This is a genomic window from Sphingobium sp. RC1 (genome assembly GCF_059738765.1).
Window position 1 is genome coordinate 2,055,819 of record NZ_AP027306.1, and the last position, 17,584, is coordinate 2,073,402.

The following is a 17,584-nucleotide window of genomic DNA, read 5'->3' on the forward strand; positions in this document are numbered from 1 at the left end:
TCCTATATCACCCGCCAATGGCCGATGATGGGCCAGGGCGAAGGCCCCGGCGTCTCGACCACGCGCCCCAGTCCCGCATGGGCATGCACATGCCCGCCGGGGACCAAAATCATCAGATGCAATTGCAACGGCCCCGGCCGCACCAGCGCCAGGTCGCCCGCCTGCCCCTGCTCAACCGCCTGCAAACCCGCCTGCTCCAGCCAGTCGCGCGCCAACGCCGCATCACCCGACCGCAGCCCATAGCCTCGCGGCGCGGCACCCCGATGCCCCGCCTCCGCCAGCGCCAAAGCCGCCAGCCCGACGCAATCAATGCCGCTCGTCCTGCTGCGCCCTTGCAGCCGGAAAGCCACCCCCACCAGATCGCGCGCCGCCGCCACGATCCGGTTCGCTTGTTCGCCGCTCACGCTCCCGGATAACGCGTCAGAAGGTCCGTCCCCGGCAAGTATGGCTCACCCCTGAAGTTCACGACATTGGCGAAGCGGGTGCGGCATGTGTCCAGCTGCCGGTCGCAGCCTTCCGTCAGCAGCGCCAGCGTCCCCGCCGCCACCGCAAAACATGGCGGATCGGCCAGCGTCACCCCACTAGCGCCATTATCCACGACGGCCTGCACCGCTCCGGCATTGGCGCCCGTCAGCCACCGCAAAGTACCAAAGGCATAGACGCCCACCGCTAACCCCGCCGCACTCACCTCCACATCATCGACAGCGGACACCGCCACGACCTTCCGCCGTCCCGCCAGATCGACACGACACTGCCGGCCTCCCAGCCGCGCCCGGCAATCAGGCGAAGTAGAGGGCGCAACCGGAGCCTTCAGCGCCGCCATCGCCCCCACCAGTTCCGCCGTGAACGCTCCGCCCTTGCGCGCCACGCTCCCAATCTCGCCCTTCGCCAGCATCAGCCACATCTCGCCCGGCGCGTCCCACTCCGTCAGCCGCAACTCCAGCGCAGCCCCGTCCCAGCGCCCCGCCATCAAATCCGCCTCATTGATCGCATCCGCAATCAGCGCGCCCTGCAAGTCGGTATCGCCCGCCTCAGCACTAATCCCGCTGCGAATGGCCGAAGGCGTCATCCCTGGCGCGGCGCGATACCGCACATGCCCAATCTCCAGATCGCGGTCATGGCTCGTCAGCCCGATGGTCACCCCATCCCGCCGCTCCAGCCGCCAGCAGAAAGCCAGCGTCGCCAACGGCCTGTCCAAAACCTCCAACCCGCTCATTCCCGAATCTCCACCAGCGGCACCGAAGGTGCCTCGCCCGCCGCAAAGGTCGCGCGGTTGATGTCCAGCCGGTCTTCGGCAAAGCGCACCGGCACGTCGAAACGGAACCCCGCCGTCAGCAGCGCCCCTTCCGCCGGAGCCTCGTCGAACGCGATGATGCCCAGCCCCGCATGGCTCCAGCCACTCATCAGCTCGACGCCATCCACCGCCACGCGAATGCTTCCCGTAACCGGCCGGGTGATCCGCCGCACCTGCGCCTCCTCACCCTCGCCATAATAGCGCTGCAACGGAAACTCCGTTCGCACGCCATCCCCCGTCCCCAGACGCTGATCCAGCGCGCCCGGCGCCATCCCCGGCGCACAGCTGCGATCATCATAGGGGTCGGTAAAGCGGAACCCCCGCGCCGCCCCACGCCGAGCCCGGAAAAAGGCGATCAGCTCCACAATGTCCGCCTCCGATCGCACCCCCGGCCCCGCATCGAAGGACAACCGCGCATCTGCCCAATCACTGCTCCGCCGCTCATGCCCGGACGGGCTCTCCACCACCTGCGTCGAGAACGCAGGCGACAGGCTCGAGTCCCGCCCGATGGCGATCGGAAAAGCCACATCGTCAAAGGCTTGCATGTCATCATCCCCCTGAAGTCTGAAGCAGGTGAAGCCGTCCCGCGCCACCTGTGGCAGCGCCCAGACAAAGGTCGCCGCCGTCCCCCGCCGCACCGCCGCCTCCGCCGCGTCAGCAATCTGCCGCCACTGCGCCGCCTGCTCGCCCAGCAGTACGAAGCCCGAAAAATAATGCTGCTCCTCCACCGGATAGCCGAGCCGCGCTGTCGCCACCTCGATCCCTCGAGACGTGCGCGTGGGTCGCCCCTCCGTCACCCAGTCATAATCCTCCAACTGCAACACATCGAAGGCTGGCGCAGCCCACCCCACTGGCATGTTCGCCCGCTTCGCCTCCGGCGCGAGCGGGTCCAGCACCGTCGGCAGATAGGCGAGCAAATGCGTAACTGCCCCCGGCGCCATTCCCTTCACCCAGGCACACAGCGCCGCCGTAGACGCCGCCAGCACCGCCCCCGCCTGATCCAGCAGAGCCTTTTGCGGCCCACTCAGCACACCGCGAACATCTGGAATGGACACCGGACTCCCGCCAAAGGTTGCCCGCGCCGCCGCGTCATAAATACAGATCCGCCCATCGGCAGGCATCACCCACCACCATGGCTCCCCAACCTGAAACTTGATCGGAATCCCGGCGCTCAAGCCAATGGAAACAAAGGCCCCCGCCACCAGCCGCAAATAGCTCATCGCCCCATCATGCGCAGGCGACAAAAGAGTCGAAGGCGGCGACCATCCGGTCAGCGCCGGATCACCATTCTCCGCCCGCTGCTTCCAGTCATTCCAGCAATGGGCATCCAGCAACTCATAGGAAAGCGACCAGATCACCCCTAGCCCCAGAGCCTTCGCCCGCCGCGCAAAGTCTGCATGCCAGGCCGCACAAGGCGCGTTCAGCACACCACCCGCCAGGCTCACATAAAAACCACCACCCAGCGGTTCGAGCCGGAAATAATGGCTCATCCCCACATAATGATTGATGTCGCCGCGATAGCCCAGCGCATGGATCGCCTCGACGATCCGTTCAGGCGTCTGGTTGAAACAATCATCATAGCCGGTCGCCATCGACAACCCATGTTCCGGCACCATCACATCGCCGACGCTCAGCACCGATCCCGCGCCATCACAGCGCATGTTGGACAGCTCGACCCAGCCGTCCACGCCCGCCGCGAAAGCCGTAGTCCCCGCATCATAGCCCGGCGGTGCAAGGGAAATGAACATCCGATCCACATCGCCCGCCCAAACCGGATCAGCCTCGCCCGGCAGCAGGAACCCGCCATCCAGATCGGCAAAATCCAGCACAATCTGCGCATCTTCCGCCGACCCGCTCGCATAGTTCCAAAGCCGCACATACCAGGACCTCGGATCGCCCTCTGCGTCGCGCCCCTCAATCGTCAGCGTTGGCCCATGCACCTCGTCCAGCCGCTTCAGCCCCCCGCTCCGCCAGCGGAACCGCAACACGCAATCCCGGAAATCCCGCGCCGTCTCATAGGCCAGCAGCGGATGGCCCCACTTGTCCTCCGCCTCCCATATCAGCCCCGCCAAATCGCCCGAGCCATAAAAGACCGCATCCACCCGCAAAGCATCCGGCGCCGTCGTGACCACACTCGCCATCATCGGCCTCGGGAAGTTCACCGTCCAATGCGTTGGCGCAAACCGCTTCATGAAGCGCTCCTCCTGCCCCCGCCGCGCGTCCGCCAGCCAATAGTCCAGCCCACTCATCCGTTCAGCGCCCCCCTCACAGCCCGCGCCACCTGCCGCGCACTTCGCGCCAGCACCCGCGCATTGTCGAACCCTTCGCCACGCCCCTGCACGGCTATGTTCACACGCACGTCCCGCGCAGCACCGCTGCCATTCGCCATCACCTGCCCGCTAGCCGTCGGCACGAACAACTCAGGCCCCCGCTCACCCACGACATAGGCCCGCCCCGGCGACACCGGCCCGCCAGTAGCCCGCCCCGGCAAGCCCAGCGCCGCACCCGCCAACGTCAGCAACGAACCCCCAACGCCCCCAACACTAGCCGCGCCAGACCGCACCGCCCCCGCCGCAATCTCCTCCAGCACGGACAAGGCAACCTGCTTCAGCTCCTCAAAGCCAAAACGCCCACTCCGCACCGCGCGAAGCAACCCCTGCTCAATCCGCCGCCCAGCCCGCTCCGCCCCCGAAGCCAACGGCCCCTCCAACGCCCCCCGCATCGCCTCCACATCGCGCGACAGGCCCTGCGTATCCGCCCGAACCCGCACCACCAGCGTCTCGATTTCCTCGTCCATCCCCACCTCCAGGAGCCACAAAAAAGCCCCTCCCCTTCAGGGGAGGGGTTGGGGTGGGGGCTCACCCCACACACCCACCTCAATCCGGCATCACCCCCCTAAGCCGCTCCAACTCCCCCACATCCATCCCCACACCCAGCTCTTCCTCCCCCCGAGCCGCCCGCAACACCGCCTCCAACTCCACCGGCGTCGCGCGCCAGAACTCATCCGGCCGCCAGCCCAGCAGCCATCCCGCGACGCCAGCCAGCCGCGACGCCGCTTTGAAGAAGCTCATCGTCCCCCCAAAATCTGCCTGATGATCCCACTCAGCACCGGCGACAGCTTGGCCAGCCCCGCCTCAACGATCGCCTCGCCCAGCCTCTCACGCGTCAGCCCTTCGGGCGCATCAGCAAGGCAATGCCAGAACAGCCCCGCCATATCGGCCAGCGACAGCTTCCCCGCAGCCGCCCGATCGACCAGCTCAAACAGCGGCCCCAACTCCTGCTCCGCCGCCACCAGCGCCGCAAAGCTCGGCCGCAACCGCAAAGCCTCGCCAGCCACTTCCAGCGCAGCCTCGCCCCGCGCTTCGTTCACGGCGCTCATTCCGACACCACCGGGCCGGAGCTTTCCAGGCTAAGCGCATAATTACGCTCACCATTATAATCGCCCGCATAGTCGAGCCGCGTGACCAGAAAGCGCCCACGCATCCGCTCGCCACTTTCAAAGCTCAACTCAAACTGCTCGATCGTCCCGGCCAGCGCATGATTGCGAATGCGCACTTCCGCTGCCGACCCGGTAAATATCCCGGCCGCCGACACGCTGACCGATCGCACCCCCGCGCCCGACAGCAGTTCGCGCCACCCACCGGAATCCTTGGACGTCACGTTGACGCCCTCGCCATTCACCGACAGCTGCGTGGTCCGCATCCCGGCCACCGTCGCATAGGCGACAGGCGACCCGCCATCGCCCACTTTCAATAGAAACGCGCTTCCTTTTTCCACTGCCATGGAGCATTCTCCTGTAAGATAAACCGTGCCTGAATTGCGATTGGAGAGGTTCGAATGCTGTTCGCTGCTCCCCTCATGATGATGCTGGCTGCCTCGGCGCAAAACGGCGATGCCGTCGGCGCTGGCCGCAAGGCGTATTCCGAGTGCCTGTCGAAAGAGATCAGCCCCGCGCTCGACAAAAAGCTGTCGCTCGGCGACTTCCAGTCGACGCTGAAGTCAAAATGCAGCGCCAAGGAAGCCGCCTTCCGCGCCGCCATCGTCGCTGACGACAAATCCACCGGCATGTCCGACAAGGACGCCCAGGCCGACGCCGACGACCAGATCGCCGAATATGTCGATAAGATCACCGGCGAGTTCGAGGATTATTCCAAGCCGGGCGGCTAAGGCACCGGAAAGAAGCTCCCCACAGCCGCCTCCGTTCGCTTCGAGCGAAGAAGCGTCGTACAATCCGTGTCTCGAGAACCGGGTTAGCGGGGATACGTGACAACCCTCTGACCAGCCCAATACCATCCGCGCCGAAGCATCTCTTCCTGCTCTGCGCACTCTGCGCCTCTGCGCAAGAATTAATCACGCGGAGGCGCGGAGACGCGAAGCGCCATGGAATATTGCGGCCCTGCCCTGCCGGGTCGCGTCTCGACGGGAGTTCGGAAACAGGCATGACCGTGCTTTCCAGCGCAGCATCTCTGCGCCTCCGCGTCTCCGCGTGAAAATCATCCGCCTTGCCGAACCACCCGCGCCCGATAATCCACCACCGCCTGCCAGGCGTCCTTATCGCGCCCCTTCACCACCCGGGACCGGATCAACCGCACCCCCACAATACGCCAGCCCTCGGCAAATTCCAGAAGCTGCATCACCGCATCGATCCGCTCCAGCAACACCGCCAGCCGCCCAGGCGTCTGCCCGGCATCATGCAGCCCGATCGTCAGCCGCAGCTCACGCCCGTCCACATCCTTCGCGCCCCAGTCGCTGGCGATACATTCGCCCACCACCGCATAGGGCACGCTTGCCCGCATCGGCTGCCCGTCGAACAGCCCATTAAGGCCGCCCACCAACGCCGCGTCCTCCTTCAAAGCCGCGATCACCGCCGCCCGCACCGTCACTTCCGCACTCATCGCCCGCCCCTCACCCTCTCGCGCAAATCAAGGTCGCCCAGCCACCGCCGCATCAGCCCACGCCCCGACAACAGCACCGCCTCCCCCTCGACCCGCACATCCTCCACCCCCGCCGCCAGCATCGCCTCGGCCACTTGCCCACGCCGCCGCGCCGCCCGCGCCTCGGCCAGCCGCGCCAGCGCCGCCACGTTCATGCCAGCCGCATCCGCCGCCACGGCCGCCACAGCGCGCTCACCACCGCAGGCGGGCTCGCCACATCACCGCCGCGCGCGGAGAAATGCTCCGCCGCCAGCCGGACGATCCCCTGCCGGATCGGCTCGGGCAGTCCATCCGCATCCTCGGCCATCCCCGCCCGGTAATGCACCGCCAGCACCCGCTGACCCTGCAAGGGCCGCGCCCGCACCCAGCCATCTCCCGAAGCATCGATATCAACCGAATAGGCATCGACAGCCAGCGCTTGCCCCGCGCCATCCGGCCCCACCGCGTCGACCCCCAGGATCGCCACCACCGGTGTAGCGGACAGCCGCTGCCATCCCCCATCTGCCCGCACCGTCTCCCGCGCCTCGCCAAGGATCAGCCATTGCCCGACAAACTGCTCACACAGCGCCGTCGCACTTCTAAGCAATCCCTCCAGCAACCCGTCCTCGCCGCTGCCGCTAATCCGCAGATAATCCTTCAATTCCGCCAGCGACGCCCCCGCCGCCATCGCCTCATCCCGCACCAACACCAACCGCCCCTCCCGTCAGCAAAGTCCTTCTCCCGCAAGCGGGAGAAGGATAGGTAGCCTTACCGGCACAGCCGGTTAGGCGAACTTGGATGAGGGTGCCTCTTACGAAGCCGCGAACTTCATCAGCTTGATCGCCTCCGAATTAGCAACCGCGCCACCAATCCGCTTCACCGCATAGAAGTGCACGAACGGCTTGTTACTGAACGGATCACGCAGGATGCTCGTCTCGCTTCGCTCGGAAACCACATAACCCGCCTGGAAATTACCAAAGGCGATCGACAGCGAACCCGCAGCAAGATCGGGCATGTCCTCGGCCTCCACCACCGGATAGCCCAGCAGCGTCGCAGGCTGCCCAGCGCTCAGCGAAGGCTGCCAGATAAAAGCCCCGTCGGTCGTCTTCATCTTGCGAATAACGGCCAGCGTCGCCGAATTCATCACGAAGCACGCTCCCTGACGATAGGGCGCGCGCAGGCTCTGCACCAGATCGATCAGCTTGTCCGGCCCCGTAGCGGCAAAGGCACCCGAAGCCCCCGATGCCACATATTGCAGCGAACCAAAGGCACGCACGCTGTCTGCCTCATTGGTCGTGGTATAGGTCAGGAACCCCTTGGGCTTGTTCGTGCCATTGCCGTTGACGAAGGCCGCGCCCTCGGCCGCCGCAAACTCGCGCGCAATCTCGCCCGCCAGCCAGCCTTCGACATCGAACTGCGCATCGTCCAGCATCGCCTGGCTCGCCGCCGGATTGGCATACAGCTCCCCATAAGGCGGCACGATCTCGTTAAAGCTCGGCGTCGCCGTCTCGGCCCGCGCACCCGTTTCGCTGGCCCAGCCCGATACGATGCCGCCCGACGTCACCAGCTTGCGATAACCAGCGCTGCCCGTCCGCACGACATTCGCAATGGAACGAATAGGCGAGATGCTCTTCAGCGTCGCATCGATGATCTGATCAATCTCACGCGGCACCGCATAACCGCCCGCAGCGCCACTCGCCCCGGAAAAGCTCTTCAGCTCCACACCCGCCTCAAGCCCCTGCCGCACATAACGCTCAACAAAAGCCGCCCGCTTGGGATCGAAAACGCCACCCTTCACCCCATCCAGCGCAGGCCGCTGCTGCTGCACCAGCGCCCCTTTCAGCGCCGCAACCTCACCCTCCAGCGCCTCGATACGCTCACCCTGCACCACCGCATCAAAGCTCGCTTCCAACTGATCCGTCATCAACCACTCCTTGCACATAAAAAAACCTTCTCCCCACGGGGGAGAAGGATACGAAGCCTGGCCAGCTTGCTGGCTAGGCGAAGTTGGATGAGGGGGCTTTCCCTACCCCTCCACCGCAATCACCCGCGCCAAAGGCTGCATCGGATGCGTCACCACGCTCACCTCCACCAGCTCCAGGTCCAGCAGTTCCCGCGGCGCATCCCCCCGCGCCTCCCGCACCCGATAGCCAAAGGACAGCCCATCCACCGCGCGCTCCTTCAAAGCCCGCGCCGCTGCCCGCCCCGCACCAGTCCGCCCCGAAACCCGCCCGATCACGCGCAAGCCCCGCGCATCCTCCTCCACCCGCTCCACAGTCCCGATCGCCTCGCCCGGCAGATGCTGCCAGAGCAGAGGCACCCCCGCCGCCACGCCCGCAAAAGCCCCCGGCCGCACCACATCGCCGCCATGATCCACCCGATCGAACACCGCCGCATAGCCCGCGAACCGAACATCCCCACTCATCCGCGCACCATGCCGATCAGCCCAGCCTTCACCGCCACGCCCAGCAGCACCAGCGCCATCACGATCCGCACCGCCCAGCTAACCACAGCCCCGCGCGCCGCCTTCTTCGCGTCGCGCCAGGCGGACAGCAGCTCGCGCAACTCCCGCACATCATTCTCTGCGCGCCGGTCACTAAGCCCCAGCCTCTCCAGCGCCCGCCCGGCACCCAGTTCGCTCGCCTCCTCGATCAGCGCACGGATCATCACCATGTCCATCTGCCCCGGCGCCGCGTCGGCCTGCGCCACCAGCCGCGCCAGCATCTCGCCATCATATTTCATCGGCCCCACTCCTCCCTCGCGCAAAGACCCGCAGACGCAAAAGGCTGCCAAAGGCAGCCCTCAAAAACCCTCCGCGTCTCCGCGCCTCCGCGTGAACCTCAAACCCCCAACATCGCCCTCTTCTCATCCGCCGTCAGAAAGTCCGCCGCAGCCACCCGCTCCCACAAAGCCGCCCGCTCCTCCGACAATGCAGGCACCGCATCCAGATCAGCAGCCAGAGACAATCCCGGCCACCACCCCTGCAACCCCTGCGCCAGCCCACCGCAAATCTTCCCCACCAAAGGCAGGATCGTCTGCCGCCAAAGCGCCTTGTTCGCCTCGCGATAATTGGCGTAGCTATTGTCGCCCGGCAGCCCCATCAGCATCGGCGGCACCCCGAAAGCCAGCGCAATCTCCCGCGCCGCCGCAGCCTTCAGGCCCACAAAGTCCATCTCCGCAGGCGTCAGGCTCATCGCCTTCCAATCAAGCCCGCCCTCCAGCAACATCGGCCGCCCGGCATTGGCCGCCCCCGAGAAAGCGACCTCCATCTCCCGCTTCACCCGCTCGAACTGCTCCGGCGACATCACCGACCCGTCACCCGGATCGTAAACCATAGCCCCCGAAGGCCGCGCCGCGTTGTCCAGCAAAGCCTTGTTCCACACCGTCGCCGCATTGTGGATCGCCACCGCCCCGGCCGCCGCGCCAACGCACCCCAACCCATAATGATCATCCAACGGATGCAACGCCTTCAAATGCAGGATCGAAGCCCGCCCCGCCCCATCCTCGGGCAGCAGCCGCGTCACGCTGTCCCCCACGCGATAGAGATAAGCCGCAGGCCATCCTCGCGCGTCCGCCTCCACGCTCACCCGCTCGGGCCGCAACGCATATAGCTCGACCGGCCTGCCATCAGCCCCCACCATCACCTGCACATAGCCATTGCCATGCAGCAACAAGTGGCTCGCCAATGTCTCCACCAACCCCTGCCCCGCCGAGCAGCGCGTCAGCAGCGATAGCACCGGCGCGCGCTCCTCATCCTCAACCCCGCTCGCCAGCAAAGCCGTCGCCCCCGCGCCCTCCGACACCAGCCGCAAGGCCCGCTGCGCCACCGGATTGCCGATCACCCCACTGCGCACCTGCGCCTCATAAGAAGCAGGCCACTCCCCCAAAGCCACCGCGCCCGAACCCCAGGCACGCGCCAACACCGGCCGCGCGCCAGCACGCGCGGCCTTCGCCCCGAAAAGTTTCATGAAGTCCCCACAAACAAAAATCCTCTCCCCTTCAGGGGAGAGGATAGTGAAGCTTGGCGGCGCTCAGCCGCCTAGCGAAACTTGGAGAGGGGAACCGCCCTCACCAATAAAAAGGAACGATCCCTCGGCCCCCTACAAACCAAAGCTCCTCAAACCGCCCGCACCCGCGCCTCCCCGCGCCGCCCCAACATCAATTCCGTCAAAGCCCAGACCAGCGCATCCGCCCGGTCAGGCGACCGCCCCGGCCCGACATAGCTGCCCCCGGCGATCAACCCGCACATCTCATCCTCCAACGCCCAAAAGGCGCCGCGATGCCGCACGCGCCCGGCTTCATACAACGCCGCAACCGGCTCGGCCCGCGCCGCCTTCCCCCGGCTCGCATGCACCAGCCGCACCGGCAGCGCCGCTTCGGCCGCGCGCAGCACGCTTTCCACCATCGCGCCGCCATTATTCGCTTCGGCAATCACCCGGTCCGCGCCATGCACAGCCGCCGCGTCAGCCACCGCCCGCGCCCAGCTTTCCGGGCTCGCCTTCTCAACACTTGCATCGGCGATGACATAGGCCCGGCCATCGCCCCCAATCCCAGCCACCACGATCCCGCAGGCATCGCCATGCGCCGACGCCGGAGGATCAACGCCGATGACGACCCGCGACAATAGCGCCCCGCCGCCATCGCCGCCCGGCACATGCGCCACCCGGCACCTCTCCAGCAGCGCCCGGTTCCACAGCGCGCCCTCGACCTCCTCGATCAGCTCGCCATCCAGCTCCTGCCTCCCCAGCCGCGTCGCGCCATAGCTCTGCTCCATCGCCGCCACGAAGCCGTTCGCGAGGTTCACCGCATTGTCCGCCGTCCGCCCACGCGTCACCGCAACATCGGCGCCGTCCCGCGCCACCAGCCCGCGCACCAGAGCAACCGGGCGCGGCGTCGTCGTCGCCATCACTTGGGGAGTGCGCCCCAGCCGCATCCCCATCATCATATTGTCCCACGCCGCTTCCCCCTGCGGCCACTTGGCAATCTCGTCCGCCCAGCCATGGCTGAACTGCGGCCCACGCAGCGTTTCCGGGTCAGCCGCCCCAAACAGCAGCGCCATAGCCCCATTGGGCCACACCAGCCGCCGCAGCGCAGGCGAAAAAATCGGCCGGTTCCACCAGGGCGCGATCGACAGCAGCCCCGAAGGCCCCTCCACCATCACGCTGCGGGCCTCGCCCAAAGTCGCGCTCACCAGCGCAATCCGCGCCGCGCCATCACTCTCCGCAACCCGCCGCACCCATTCCGCCCCGGCCCGCGTCTTACCAAAGCCCCGCCCCGCCATCATCAACCAGATGCGCCAACTTCCTTCAGGCGCCAGCTGCTCGGGCCGGGCCAGCCATTCCCAATCATGTTCCAGCGCCTGCGCCGCCGCACCATTCAGCCCCGCCAGCACCCGCTCCCGCGCCGCATCGGGCAGGGCCGCAAGCCTCTCGAAATCCGACATCCTACCCATCGGTTTGTGCCCTCTTCGCCAGCATCTTGACAAACGTTGAATAGTGTCAACTAATGAGGCTCCATGCGTCGCAGCAGCGTTCGCAGAGCCATTTGAACTTGTTAGAAGGGCCTAGCCATGAACAGTCAGAGCTTCCTCCGTCCGATCGCCGAACCGCAGATCATCGAGGGCGCGTTTACGGAAGATCAATATCAAAGGCTGCTGCATGTTCTGCGCCATGAAGGCCCTTGGTCATTGATCCTGGCGCAGGAGTTCACCTCTCCTGAGCAGGTCATCGCCACAACGTCCGGCTCGCTTCCGGAAGGGGTGGTGGCAACATGGGACATGTTCCTCAGCCCGGTCTTCCGTGCGACCCTGGGCCGTGGACACGCCAGTCTTTTCCCGGAAATTGACGATTGTTTCTACAACTCAAAATTCCTCCAACTGGTCCGCGATTATTGGAAAGCCAAATATGCGACCCCCAATCTGATGCTGGTCAACATTCAGGGACCGACTGAAGCCGGGGGACCTCCGCATGTGGACGGAGCCGATTTCCGCGGCGTCAATTACCAGAATTCGCCCTCATGGTTGATCGGCCTCATGACGAAGACGGGCCTGTTTCGGCAGTGGCAATCCAAGAAGGCTCAGGTACTGACCTGGTACTATAAAGGGCAGATCGGCGGCGGCTTCACCTATTGGCCAGATGGGCCGGCCGGTCAGCCCAAGCAGCTTTTCGCGCCGATGTGGGGCCGTGGGGCAGTCGTCGAGAACGAAGTCATGTACCACGGCGCGAACGCCTGCGGTCCAGCGCATATGCGCAAAGTCGATGGATTGGCGATCAACTCGGTAATTCACGGCGATCCCGCCTCCGACCAATGGCAAATTTCGACCGATGGCAAGGTCGTTGAGCGCCTGCCCGCTGAAGAAACCCGGCTTCTAGTTCACTGGGGCGCAGATATTTTCATGGATCTGGACGACATGTCGGTCACACTCGACCACAGCGACGATCTGACTCACGAAAAGGTCTTCGACATCCTGATCTCAGAAATGCGAGCCCGTGGCGTAGCCTTCAAGATGCCGACCGATCCGCTGAAGGATCCGGAGTTCGTGCAACTGCTGACCAAAGTCTTCGACCCGGGTTTGCCGACGATCATGCCGCCGGAATATGGCATGGCCGCCGAATAATCCGGACATAAGCTGCATAAGGGTTGGCGGACTATTCATCCGCCGACCCTCATGGCTCAGCCTTCACCCCCACGCCTCTCCCGCACCCTCTCCAACGCCGTCCGCAACCGCTCCACCGCGTCCTCCCCGTCCGGCCTCTCCACCGCATCCGCCGCCAGCCTCTCCCCCGCCTCGCGCCGATGTTGCACCAGCAACCGGACAGCCACCGCATTGGGATGCCCGCGCTTCACTTTCCGGCTCTTCACCATCCCCTCGCCGTCCAGCACTACCTCTTCCTCTTCCGTGCCGAACAGCGCCTGCCGCAGCAGCAGCGCCTCCAGTTCGGCATAGCCGACGCCCAGCGCCTGCGCCCATTCCCGCGCAAAGCCGGGATCCCGCCGCTTCTGATAATAGGCGCTCGACAGGTTCTTGCCCGCCACCCGCGCCGCCTCGCTGACATTGCACGTCGCCGCCAGCGTTTCCATAAAGGCCTTGCGCCGCTCGACCGTCCAGCCGTCCCGTCGCACCGCGCGCAGCTGCGCCCCGCTACCGGCCCCGCCCCGCTGGCTCCGCTGCACCGTCAACTCCCTGTCCGGCGCATCGCTGGCCTTGCCGGAAAAGCGCCGCACCATCTTGGCGCCATCCTTTTGCCCCATCCCCTCGCCCCTCCGCTTTCCCCAACGAAAAAGGGCCGGTCCCCTCGGACCAGCCCTTGCCGCGTCACCGTTCCGGCGACTCACAATTCCCAATATCGACACAACTGCCAGAACAGCGTGACGATGTCAAGATAAATGTTCCAAATAGGTTATTTCATCGTCTCTTCATCATCTCGATCTGCTTGACCTCCGCGGCCAGCGCTACCGCAAAACTGGGCCGCGCAGACATGCTATCCAGCCACTGCTTCAGCCGGGGCCAGCGGCCCGCGTTCAAAACCGGACTGCAATAGCCCACGCTGATAAGCGGACAGGCCACCGCAATATCCGCCAGAGTGAAGCGATCCTCGACAAGGAAGCCGCTGTCAGGCAAGACCCTTTCCACATAATCGCAAATCCCCGGCAATTGCTCCGCTTCCGCCCGGTCAGCAGCCTCTATATCTGGCTCCCTCCCCACCAAGGGCGCAACCATCCGGTTGAAGAAGATCGCGACGGCGGCAGGCTGCACGATGGTATCCGCAAATTCTTCATACCAGATGGTCCGGGCACGCGCTTTCGGCTCTGCCGGGATCAATTCGGGATCAGGCTTGACGGCATCCATATAGGTTATGATCGCGCTGCTGTCGCTGATCAGAAAATCACCATCTTCAAGAGCGGGTATCTTGCCGAAGGGCGAAGCCTGCGCAAAAATCTCGCTGCCCTGGCCAAAGCCTGCTGGCTTCACCTCGACCGGCAACCCCTTTTCCTGTGCAAAAACGATAACCTTGCGGACAAAGGGCGATGGCCTCGCGCCATGGATGATCATTCTGAATGTCCCTTCTGATGAAAGGGCCGCATCATGTCATTCCAGTATCAAAATGCAACTTAAATTCACATGCCTGCCGCGCCGCCCTTTGCCGCGGCAGGGGTATAATCTATCCTGATGCGCACCCAGGCGCCCACCATCGACTTGCCGTTGACCCGCGGCGGTCGCACCAGAAACTGCCACGCCGCCAGCCGCACCGCGCGGGCAAAGCCCGACCCCTGCGGAGATTCCCCCAGCGCCTGGCAATTTTCCACGCGGAAATTCTCCACCGTCTTGCACGCGACCAGCCCCCAACCTCCGGCAGGCGCGCTGGCTGGCAGGTAGCTAGCCAGCTCCGCATGACTCGGCGGCCTGTACCATTCCGCCTCAAACAGCTGAACGCCGCCCGGCCCTTCCCCCGGTCCCGCCGCAGCCGGACTATTGCCCTTGCCTTCCGCCCCCGCGCCAGCATCCTTCGGCGCCATCTTGCCGATGTCCGCCGACGCCATTTGCGCGCTGTCCAATTGCAGGAACGGCACGGTCACTGGTGGCAAGGTAACCGGCAGTTCCACCAATGGCTTCTGGACCGGCTTTTGTGGTTGAATTTCCGTCTTTTTCTTCGGCGCCGCCGCTTCGACCCGTTTTTTCCGCTTCTCAACGCTTTTCTTCGCCGCCGCTTCAGGAGCAGCAGCCATTTCGAAGGTCACGGGGTTGCGCGGGTCTTCCTCGCGCAGGTCGGGACGCGGCGCCAGAGTGAGCAGCGCCAGCAATAGCAACCCGTTCAACCCCAGCGCGAACAGCAGGCCGCCCGCGCGTTCACGCACTTTCGACCAGGATGGAGAAGACATCGTCACTAAAAAGCGGCCGGGCTGTTGAAACGGGAACGGGGTTGATGCCCAGACGCCGCCCTCCCGTCAACGCCGCCTCATATTTCGATTATGTAATGAAATGGAAAGCGCTGGCGGTCGCTCACAATCTCCGCTAGTCCCGCCCGCGATGCTCACCAAGCTCTATCAATGGACGCTGGCCAAAGCCGCCCACGCCCATGCCGAACGCTGGCTCTTCGTCATCTCCTTTATGGAGAGCAGCTTCTTCCCCATCCCCCCGCACCCGCTGCTTGGCCTGATGTGCCTTGCCCGGCCGGAACGGGCGATCCGCTTCGGCATCATCTGCACCATCGCCTCGGTATTGGGCGGCATGCTCGGCTATGCGATCGGCCATTTCCTCTATGAGGCCGTCGGACAGCAGATTCTCCACGCCCTCGGCCTCGCCGCCAAATTCCCGGTCGCCGCCTGCTATCTGCGCGACTATGGGGCGGAAATCATATTGGTGAAGGGCGCAACGCCCATCCCCTTCAAGCTCATCACCATCACGGCGGGCTTCATCGGCCTCTCGCTCTTCACCTTCCTCTGGGCCAGCATCCTGTCCCGCGCCTTTCAGTTCATGCTGGTCGGCTTCCTCTTCTGGAAATTCGGCCGTCCGATAAAGGCGTTCATCGAAAAATATCTCGGCCTCCTCTCGGCCGCTTTCCTCGTCCTGGTAGTCGGCGGCTTCATCGCAGCGTCGATGCTGTCGGGCGGCGGGCACAAGAGCGACAAGTGCAGCCACGCCACCATGGCCACAATCCGCTGATCCCTACCCAATGATCCAGCTTCCCGCCCGCTTTCCAAAGCTCACGGCCCTGCTCGCCGGTTTCGTCGCCGCCACCGGGTTTGAACCGCTCAAGCTATGGCCCGTCACCCTCGCCTGCTTCGCGCTACTCCTCTGGCTCATCGAAACCGCCCCCACCCGTCGCGCCGCCTTCACCCGCGGCTGGCTGTTCGGCCTCGGCCACTTCACCCTCGGCCTCAACTGGATCGCCCACGCCTTCACCTTCCAGGACGCCATGCCCCACTGGTTCGGCTATGGCGCGGTGGTCCTGCTATCCCTCTACCTCGCGGTTTATCCCGGCCTGGCAACGCTCGGCACCTGGTGGCTCTCCGCACTCTTCCCCTCCCGCAAGCGTTCAAACGAGGCACGTGACTCGTTTGAAGGGCAGCGAGACTTGGCGGCTCTGCCGCCTAGTCGCAGCGGGGTGGGCAGCACCCTCCCCCTCATCCTCCTCTTCGCCGCCTGCTGGATAGCCAGCGAATATCTCCGCGCCACCGCCTTCACCGGCTTCGCCTGGAACCCGCTAGGCGTCACCCTACTCCCCACCGGCATCCCCATCGCAGCGACAGTCATAGGCACCTATGGCGTAGGCGCGCTGGCGATCCTCGCTGCCGGAGCCATCCTCCTCGCAACGCGCCGTCAGTGGCTCCCCACCGCCGCCATCGCCCTTCCCCTCTGCGCTCTCGCCCTCTGGGGCCTCCTAACCCAATCCCCCCCCACCCCCGCAGGCGCCCCACGCATCCGCGTAGTCCAACCCAACATAGGCCAGGACGAAAAATACTCGCCAACACTGGAAGAAGCCCACTTCCGCACCCTAGCCACCCTCTCCGGCACACCTCGCCCCGCCCCGCGCCTCATCTTCTGGCCCGAAGCCGCCATCCCCGCCTATCTCGATATGGAACCGCAATGGCGCACCCGCCTCGCCGCGTTGCTAGGCCCCGGCGACCTGCTCATGACCGGCGCGACCAAAGTCTATTTCAAGCAGGTCCAGAAAAACGGCGTCACCACCGACGCCCTGGCTGGAGCGAACAACAGCCTCTTCATCGTCTCCCCCCAAGCCAAGCTGCTCGGCCGCTATGACAAGGCGCATCTCGTCCCCTATGGCGAATATCTTCCCATGCGCGCCCTCCTCCAGCCGATCGGCCTCTCTCGCCTGGTCCCCGGCGACGCCGACTTCTGGCCCGGCCCCGGCCCGCAAAGCCTGACTTTACCTGCCGGAATAAACGATACCCGCGGCATAGATCCGGATCTGGAAACGCCACTATGGGCACGTCAGCAACTCAAGATGGGCGTACAGATCTGCTACGAAATCATCTTCTCAGGCCATGTCATCGACGCGAAGAACCGCCCCGCCTTCCTCTTCAATCCCTCCAACGACGCCTGGTTCGGCAGCTGGGGGCCGGTCCAGCACCTTGCTCAGGCCCGCCTGCGCGCGATCGAGGAAGGGATACCCATTATCCGCTCCACCCCCACCGGCGTGTCAGCGGTGATCGACGCGCGCGGCCACGTCTTGCGCGCCCTCGGCCTCCACCGCGCCGGATATCTCGACGGCGCGCTGCCCACCGCGCTGCCACCCACGCTCTTTGCCCATTTGGGTAATTGGGCGCCCCTCCTGTTCATGGCTCTGCTGGCCGGACTGGCCATTGCCATCCGTAGGGTGAAGGGCTAATAGGGGCACATAAACTTTTCTTTATG

The 17,584-nt window shown here is 65.1% G+C and carries 22 protein-coding genes; 4 read left to right on the forward strand and 18 right to left on the reverse strand.

Features of this window, described 5'->3' with window-relative positions; genetic code table 11:
• Positions 1-2 precede the first annotated feature (2 nt).
• From AC6JBC_RS10085 to AC6JBC_RS10115, 7 genes are all read right to left on the reverse strand, one after another.
• Positions 3-377 (reverse strand): peptidoglycan endopeptidase, encoded by a 375-nt coding sequence (locus tag AC6JBC_RS10085; protein WP_498026048.1) that lies wholly within the window; start codon positions 375-377, stop codon positions 3-5.
• A 23-nt stretch (positions 378-400) separates the two neighbouring features.
• A complete protein-coding gene (locus tag AC6JBC_RS10090; protein ID WP_498024077.1) occupies positions 401-1,216 on the reverse strand; it encodes a phage/gene transfer agent baseplate hub protein in 816 nt (271 codons plus the stop codon).
• On the reverse strand, positions 1,213-3,543 hold the full coding sequence (locus AC6JBC_RS10095) for a DUF2460 domain-containing protein (protein ID WP_498024078.1): 2,331 nt from the start codon (positions 3,541-3,543) through the stop codon (positions 1,213-1,215). Before AC6JBC_RS10095 ends, AC6JBC_RS10090 begins: the two co-directional genes overlap by 4 nt.
• Positions 3,540-4,091: a tail tape measure protein gene (locus tag AC6JBC_RS10100; RefSeq protein WP_498024080.1), complete on the reverse strand. Its 552-nt coding sequence runs from the start codon at positions 4,089-4,091 to the stop codon at positions 3,540-3,542. Before AC6JBC_RS10100 ends, AC6JBC_RS10095 begins: the two co-directional genes overlap by 4 nt.
• Positions 4,092-4,170: 79 nt before the next feature.
• Complete coding sequence (locus AC6JBC_RS10105) at positions 4,171-4,365, reverse strand: phage tail assembly chaperone (protein WP_498024081.1); 195 nt, start codon at positions 4,363-4,365, stop codon at positions 4,171-4,173.
• On the reverse strand, positions 4,362-4,673 hold the full coding sequence (locus AC6JBC_RS10110) for a gene transfer agent family protein (RefSeq protein ID WP_464788333.1): 312 nt from the start codon (positions 4,671-4,673) through the stop codon (positions 4,362-4,364). The genes AC6JBC_RS10105 and AC6JBC_RS10110 overlap by 4 nt, the downstream gene beginning before the upstream one ends.
• Positions 4,670-5,077 carry a phage tail tube protein gene (locus tag AC6JBC_RS10115; RefSeq protein WP_196225666.1) on the reverse strand — a complete coding sequence of 136 codons (408 nt, stop codon included), beginning with the start codon at positions 5,075-5,077 and terminating at the stop codon, positions 4,670-4,672. The genes AC6JBC_RS10110 and AC6JBC_RS10115 overlap by 4 nt, the downstream gene beginning before the upstream one ends.
• A gap of 54 nt (positions 5,078-5,131) precedes the next feature.
• On the opposite strand from AC6JBC_RS10115, the gene AC6JBC_RS10120 reads away from it, so the two are divergent.
• On the forward strand, positions 5,132-5,461 hold the full coding sequence (locus AC6JBC_RS10120; protein ID WP_460987640.1) for a hypothetical protein: 330 nt from the start codon (positions 5,132-5,134) through the stop codon (positions 5,459-5,461).
• A 326-nt stretch (positions 5,462-5,787) separates the two neighbouring features.
• On the opposite strand, the gene AC6JBC_RS10125 is transcribed toward AC6JBC_RS10120, so the two are convergent.
• The 8 genes from AC6JBC_RS10125 to AC6JBC_RS10160 all read right to left on the reverse strand — a co-directional run bounded on the left by AC6JBC_RS10125 (position 5,788) and on the right by AC6JBC_RS10160 (position 11,659).
• The gene (locus tag AC6JBC_RS10125; RefSeq protein WP_498024082.1) at positions 5,788-6,189 is read right to left on the reverse strand and encodes a DUF3168 domain-containing protein; all 402 of its coding nucleotides are present in this window, start codon (positions 6,187-6,189) and stop codon (positions 5,788-5,790) included.
• Positions 6,186-6,383: a hypothetical protein gene (locus AC6JBC_RS10130; RefSeq protein ID WP_498024084.1), complete on the reverse strand. Its 198-nt coding sequence runs from the start codon at positions 6,381-6,383 to the stop codon at positions 6,186-6,188. Before AC6JBC_RS10130 ends, AC6JBC_RS10125 begins: the two co-directional genes overlap by 4 nt.
• A complete protein-coding gene (locus AC6JBC_RS10135; protein ID WP_498026049.1) occupies positions 6,380-6,895 on the reverse strand; it encodes a head-tail connector protein in 516 nt (171 codons plus the stop codon). The genes AC6JBC_RS10130 and AC6JBC_RS10135 overlap by 4 nt, the downstream gene beginning before the upstream one ends.
• A gap of 123 nt (positions 6,896-7,018) precedes the next feature.
• Entirely contained in the window at positions 7,019-8,131 is a 1,113-nt protein-coding gene (locus AC6JBC_RS10140) for a phage major capsid protein (RefSeq protein WP_498024085.1), read from the reverse strand.
• 102 nt (positions 8,132-8,233) lie between these two features.
• Positions 8,234-8,632 carry an HK97 family phage prohead protease gene (locus AC6JBC_RS10145; RefSeq protein ID WP_498024087.1) on the reverse strand — a complete coding sequence of 133 codons (399 nt, stop codon included), beginning with the start codon at positions 8,630-8,632 and terminating at the stop codon, positions 8,234-8,236.
• The gene (locus AC6JBC_RS10150; RefSeq protein WP_498024089.1) at positions 8,629-8,949 is read right to left on the reverse strand and encodes a DUF6127 family protein; all 321 of its coding nucleotides are present in this window, start codon (positions 8,947-8,949) and stop codon (positions 8,629-8,631) included. The genes AC6JBC_RS10145 and AC6JBC_RS10150 overlap by 4 nt, the downstream gene beginning before the upstream one ends.
• A 98-nt stretch (positions 8,950-9,047) precedes the next feature.
• Positions 9,048-10,175, reverse strand: coding sequence for a phage portal protein (locus AC6JBC_RS10155; RefSeq protein ID WP_498024091.1), 1,128 nt, complete (start codon positions 10,173-10,175; stop codon positions 9,048-9,050).
• Positions 10,176-10,324: 149 nt separating this feature from the next.
• Complete coding sequence (locus tag AC6JBC_RS10160; protein ID WP_498024092.1) at positions 10,325-11,659, reverse strand: DNA-packaging protein; 1,335 nt, start codon at positions 11,657-11,659, stop codon at positions 10,325-10,327.
• 234 nt (positions 11,660-11,893) lie between these two features.
• On the opposite strand from AC6JBC_RS10160, the gene AC6JBC_RS10165 reads away from it, so the two are divergent.
• Positions 11,894-12,823: a hypothetical protein gene (locus AC6JBC_RS10165; protein WP_498024093.1), complete on the forward strand. Its 930-nt coding sequence runs from the start codon at positions 11,894-11,896 to the stop codon at positions 12,821-12,823.
• A gap of 56 nt (positions 12,824-12,879) precedes the next feature.
• On the opposite strand, the gene AC6JBC_RS10170 is transcribed toward AC6JBC_RS10165, so the two are convergent.
• The 3 genes from AC6JBC_RS10170 to AC6JBC_RS10180 form a co-directional block, all read right to left on the reverse strand.
• The gene (locus AC6JBC_RS10170) at positions 12,880-13,458 is read right to left on the reverse strand and encodes a hypothetical protein (protein ID WP_498024095.1); all 579 of its coding nucleotides are present in this window, start codon (positions 13,456-13,458) and stop codon (positions 12,880-12,882) included.
• Positions 13,459-13,612: 154 nt separating this feature from the next.
• Positions 13,613-14,260 (reverse strand): glutathione S-transferase family protein, encoded by a 648-nt coding sequence (locus AC6JBC_RS10175; protein ID WP_498024097.1) that lies wholly within the window; start codon positions 14,258-14,260, stop codon positions 13,613-13,615.
• Positions 14,261-14,325: 65 nt separating this feature from the next.
• Positions 14,326-15,087 carry a hypothetical protein gene (locus tag AC6JBC_RS10180; RefSeq protein ID WP_498024098.1) on the reverse strand — a complete coding sequence of 254 codons (762 nt, stop codon included), beginning with the start codon at positions 15,085-15,087 and terminating at the stop codon, positions 14,326-14,328.
• Between the two features lie 148 nt (positions 15,088-15,235).
• Between AC6JBC_RS10180 and AC6JBC_RS10185 the strand changes: the two genes are divergently transcribed.
• Positions 15,236-15,871: a YqaA family protein gene (locus AC6JBC_RS10185; protein WP_464788319.1), complete on the forward strand. Its 636-nt coding sequence runs from the start codon at positions 15,236-15,238 to the stop codon at positions 15,869-15,871.
• 10 nt (positions 15,872-15,881) lie between these two features.
• Positions 15,882-17,558 (forward strand): apolipoprotein N-acyltransferase, encoded by a 1,677-nt coding sequence (lnt, locus tag AC6JBC_RS10190; RefSeq protein WP_498024100.1) that lies wholly within the window; start codon positions 15,882-15,884, stop codon positions 17,556-17,558.
• The last annotated feature ends 26 nt before the right edge of the window (positions 17,559-17,584 follow it).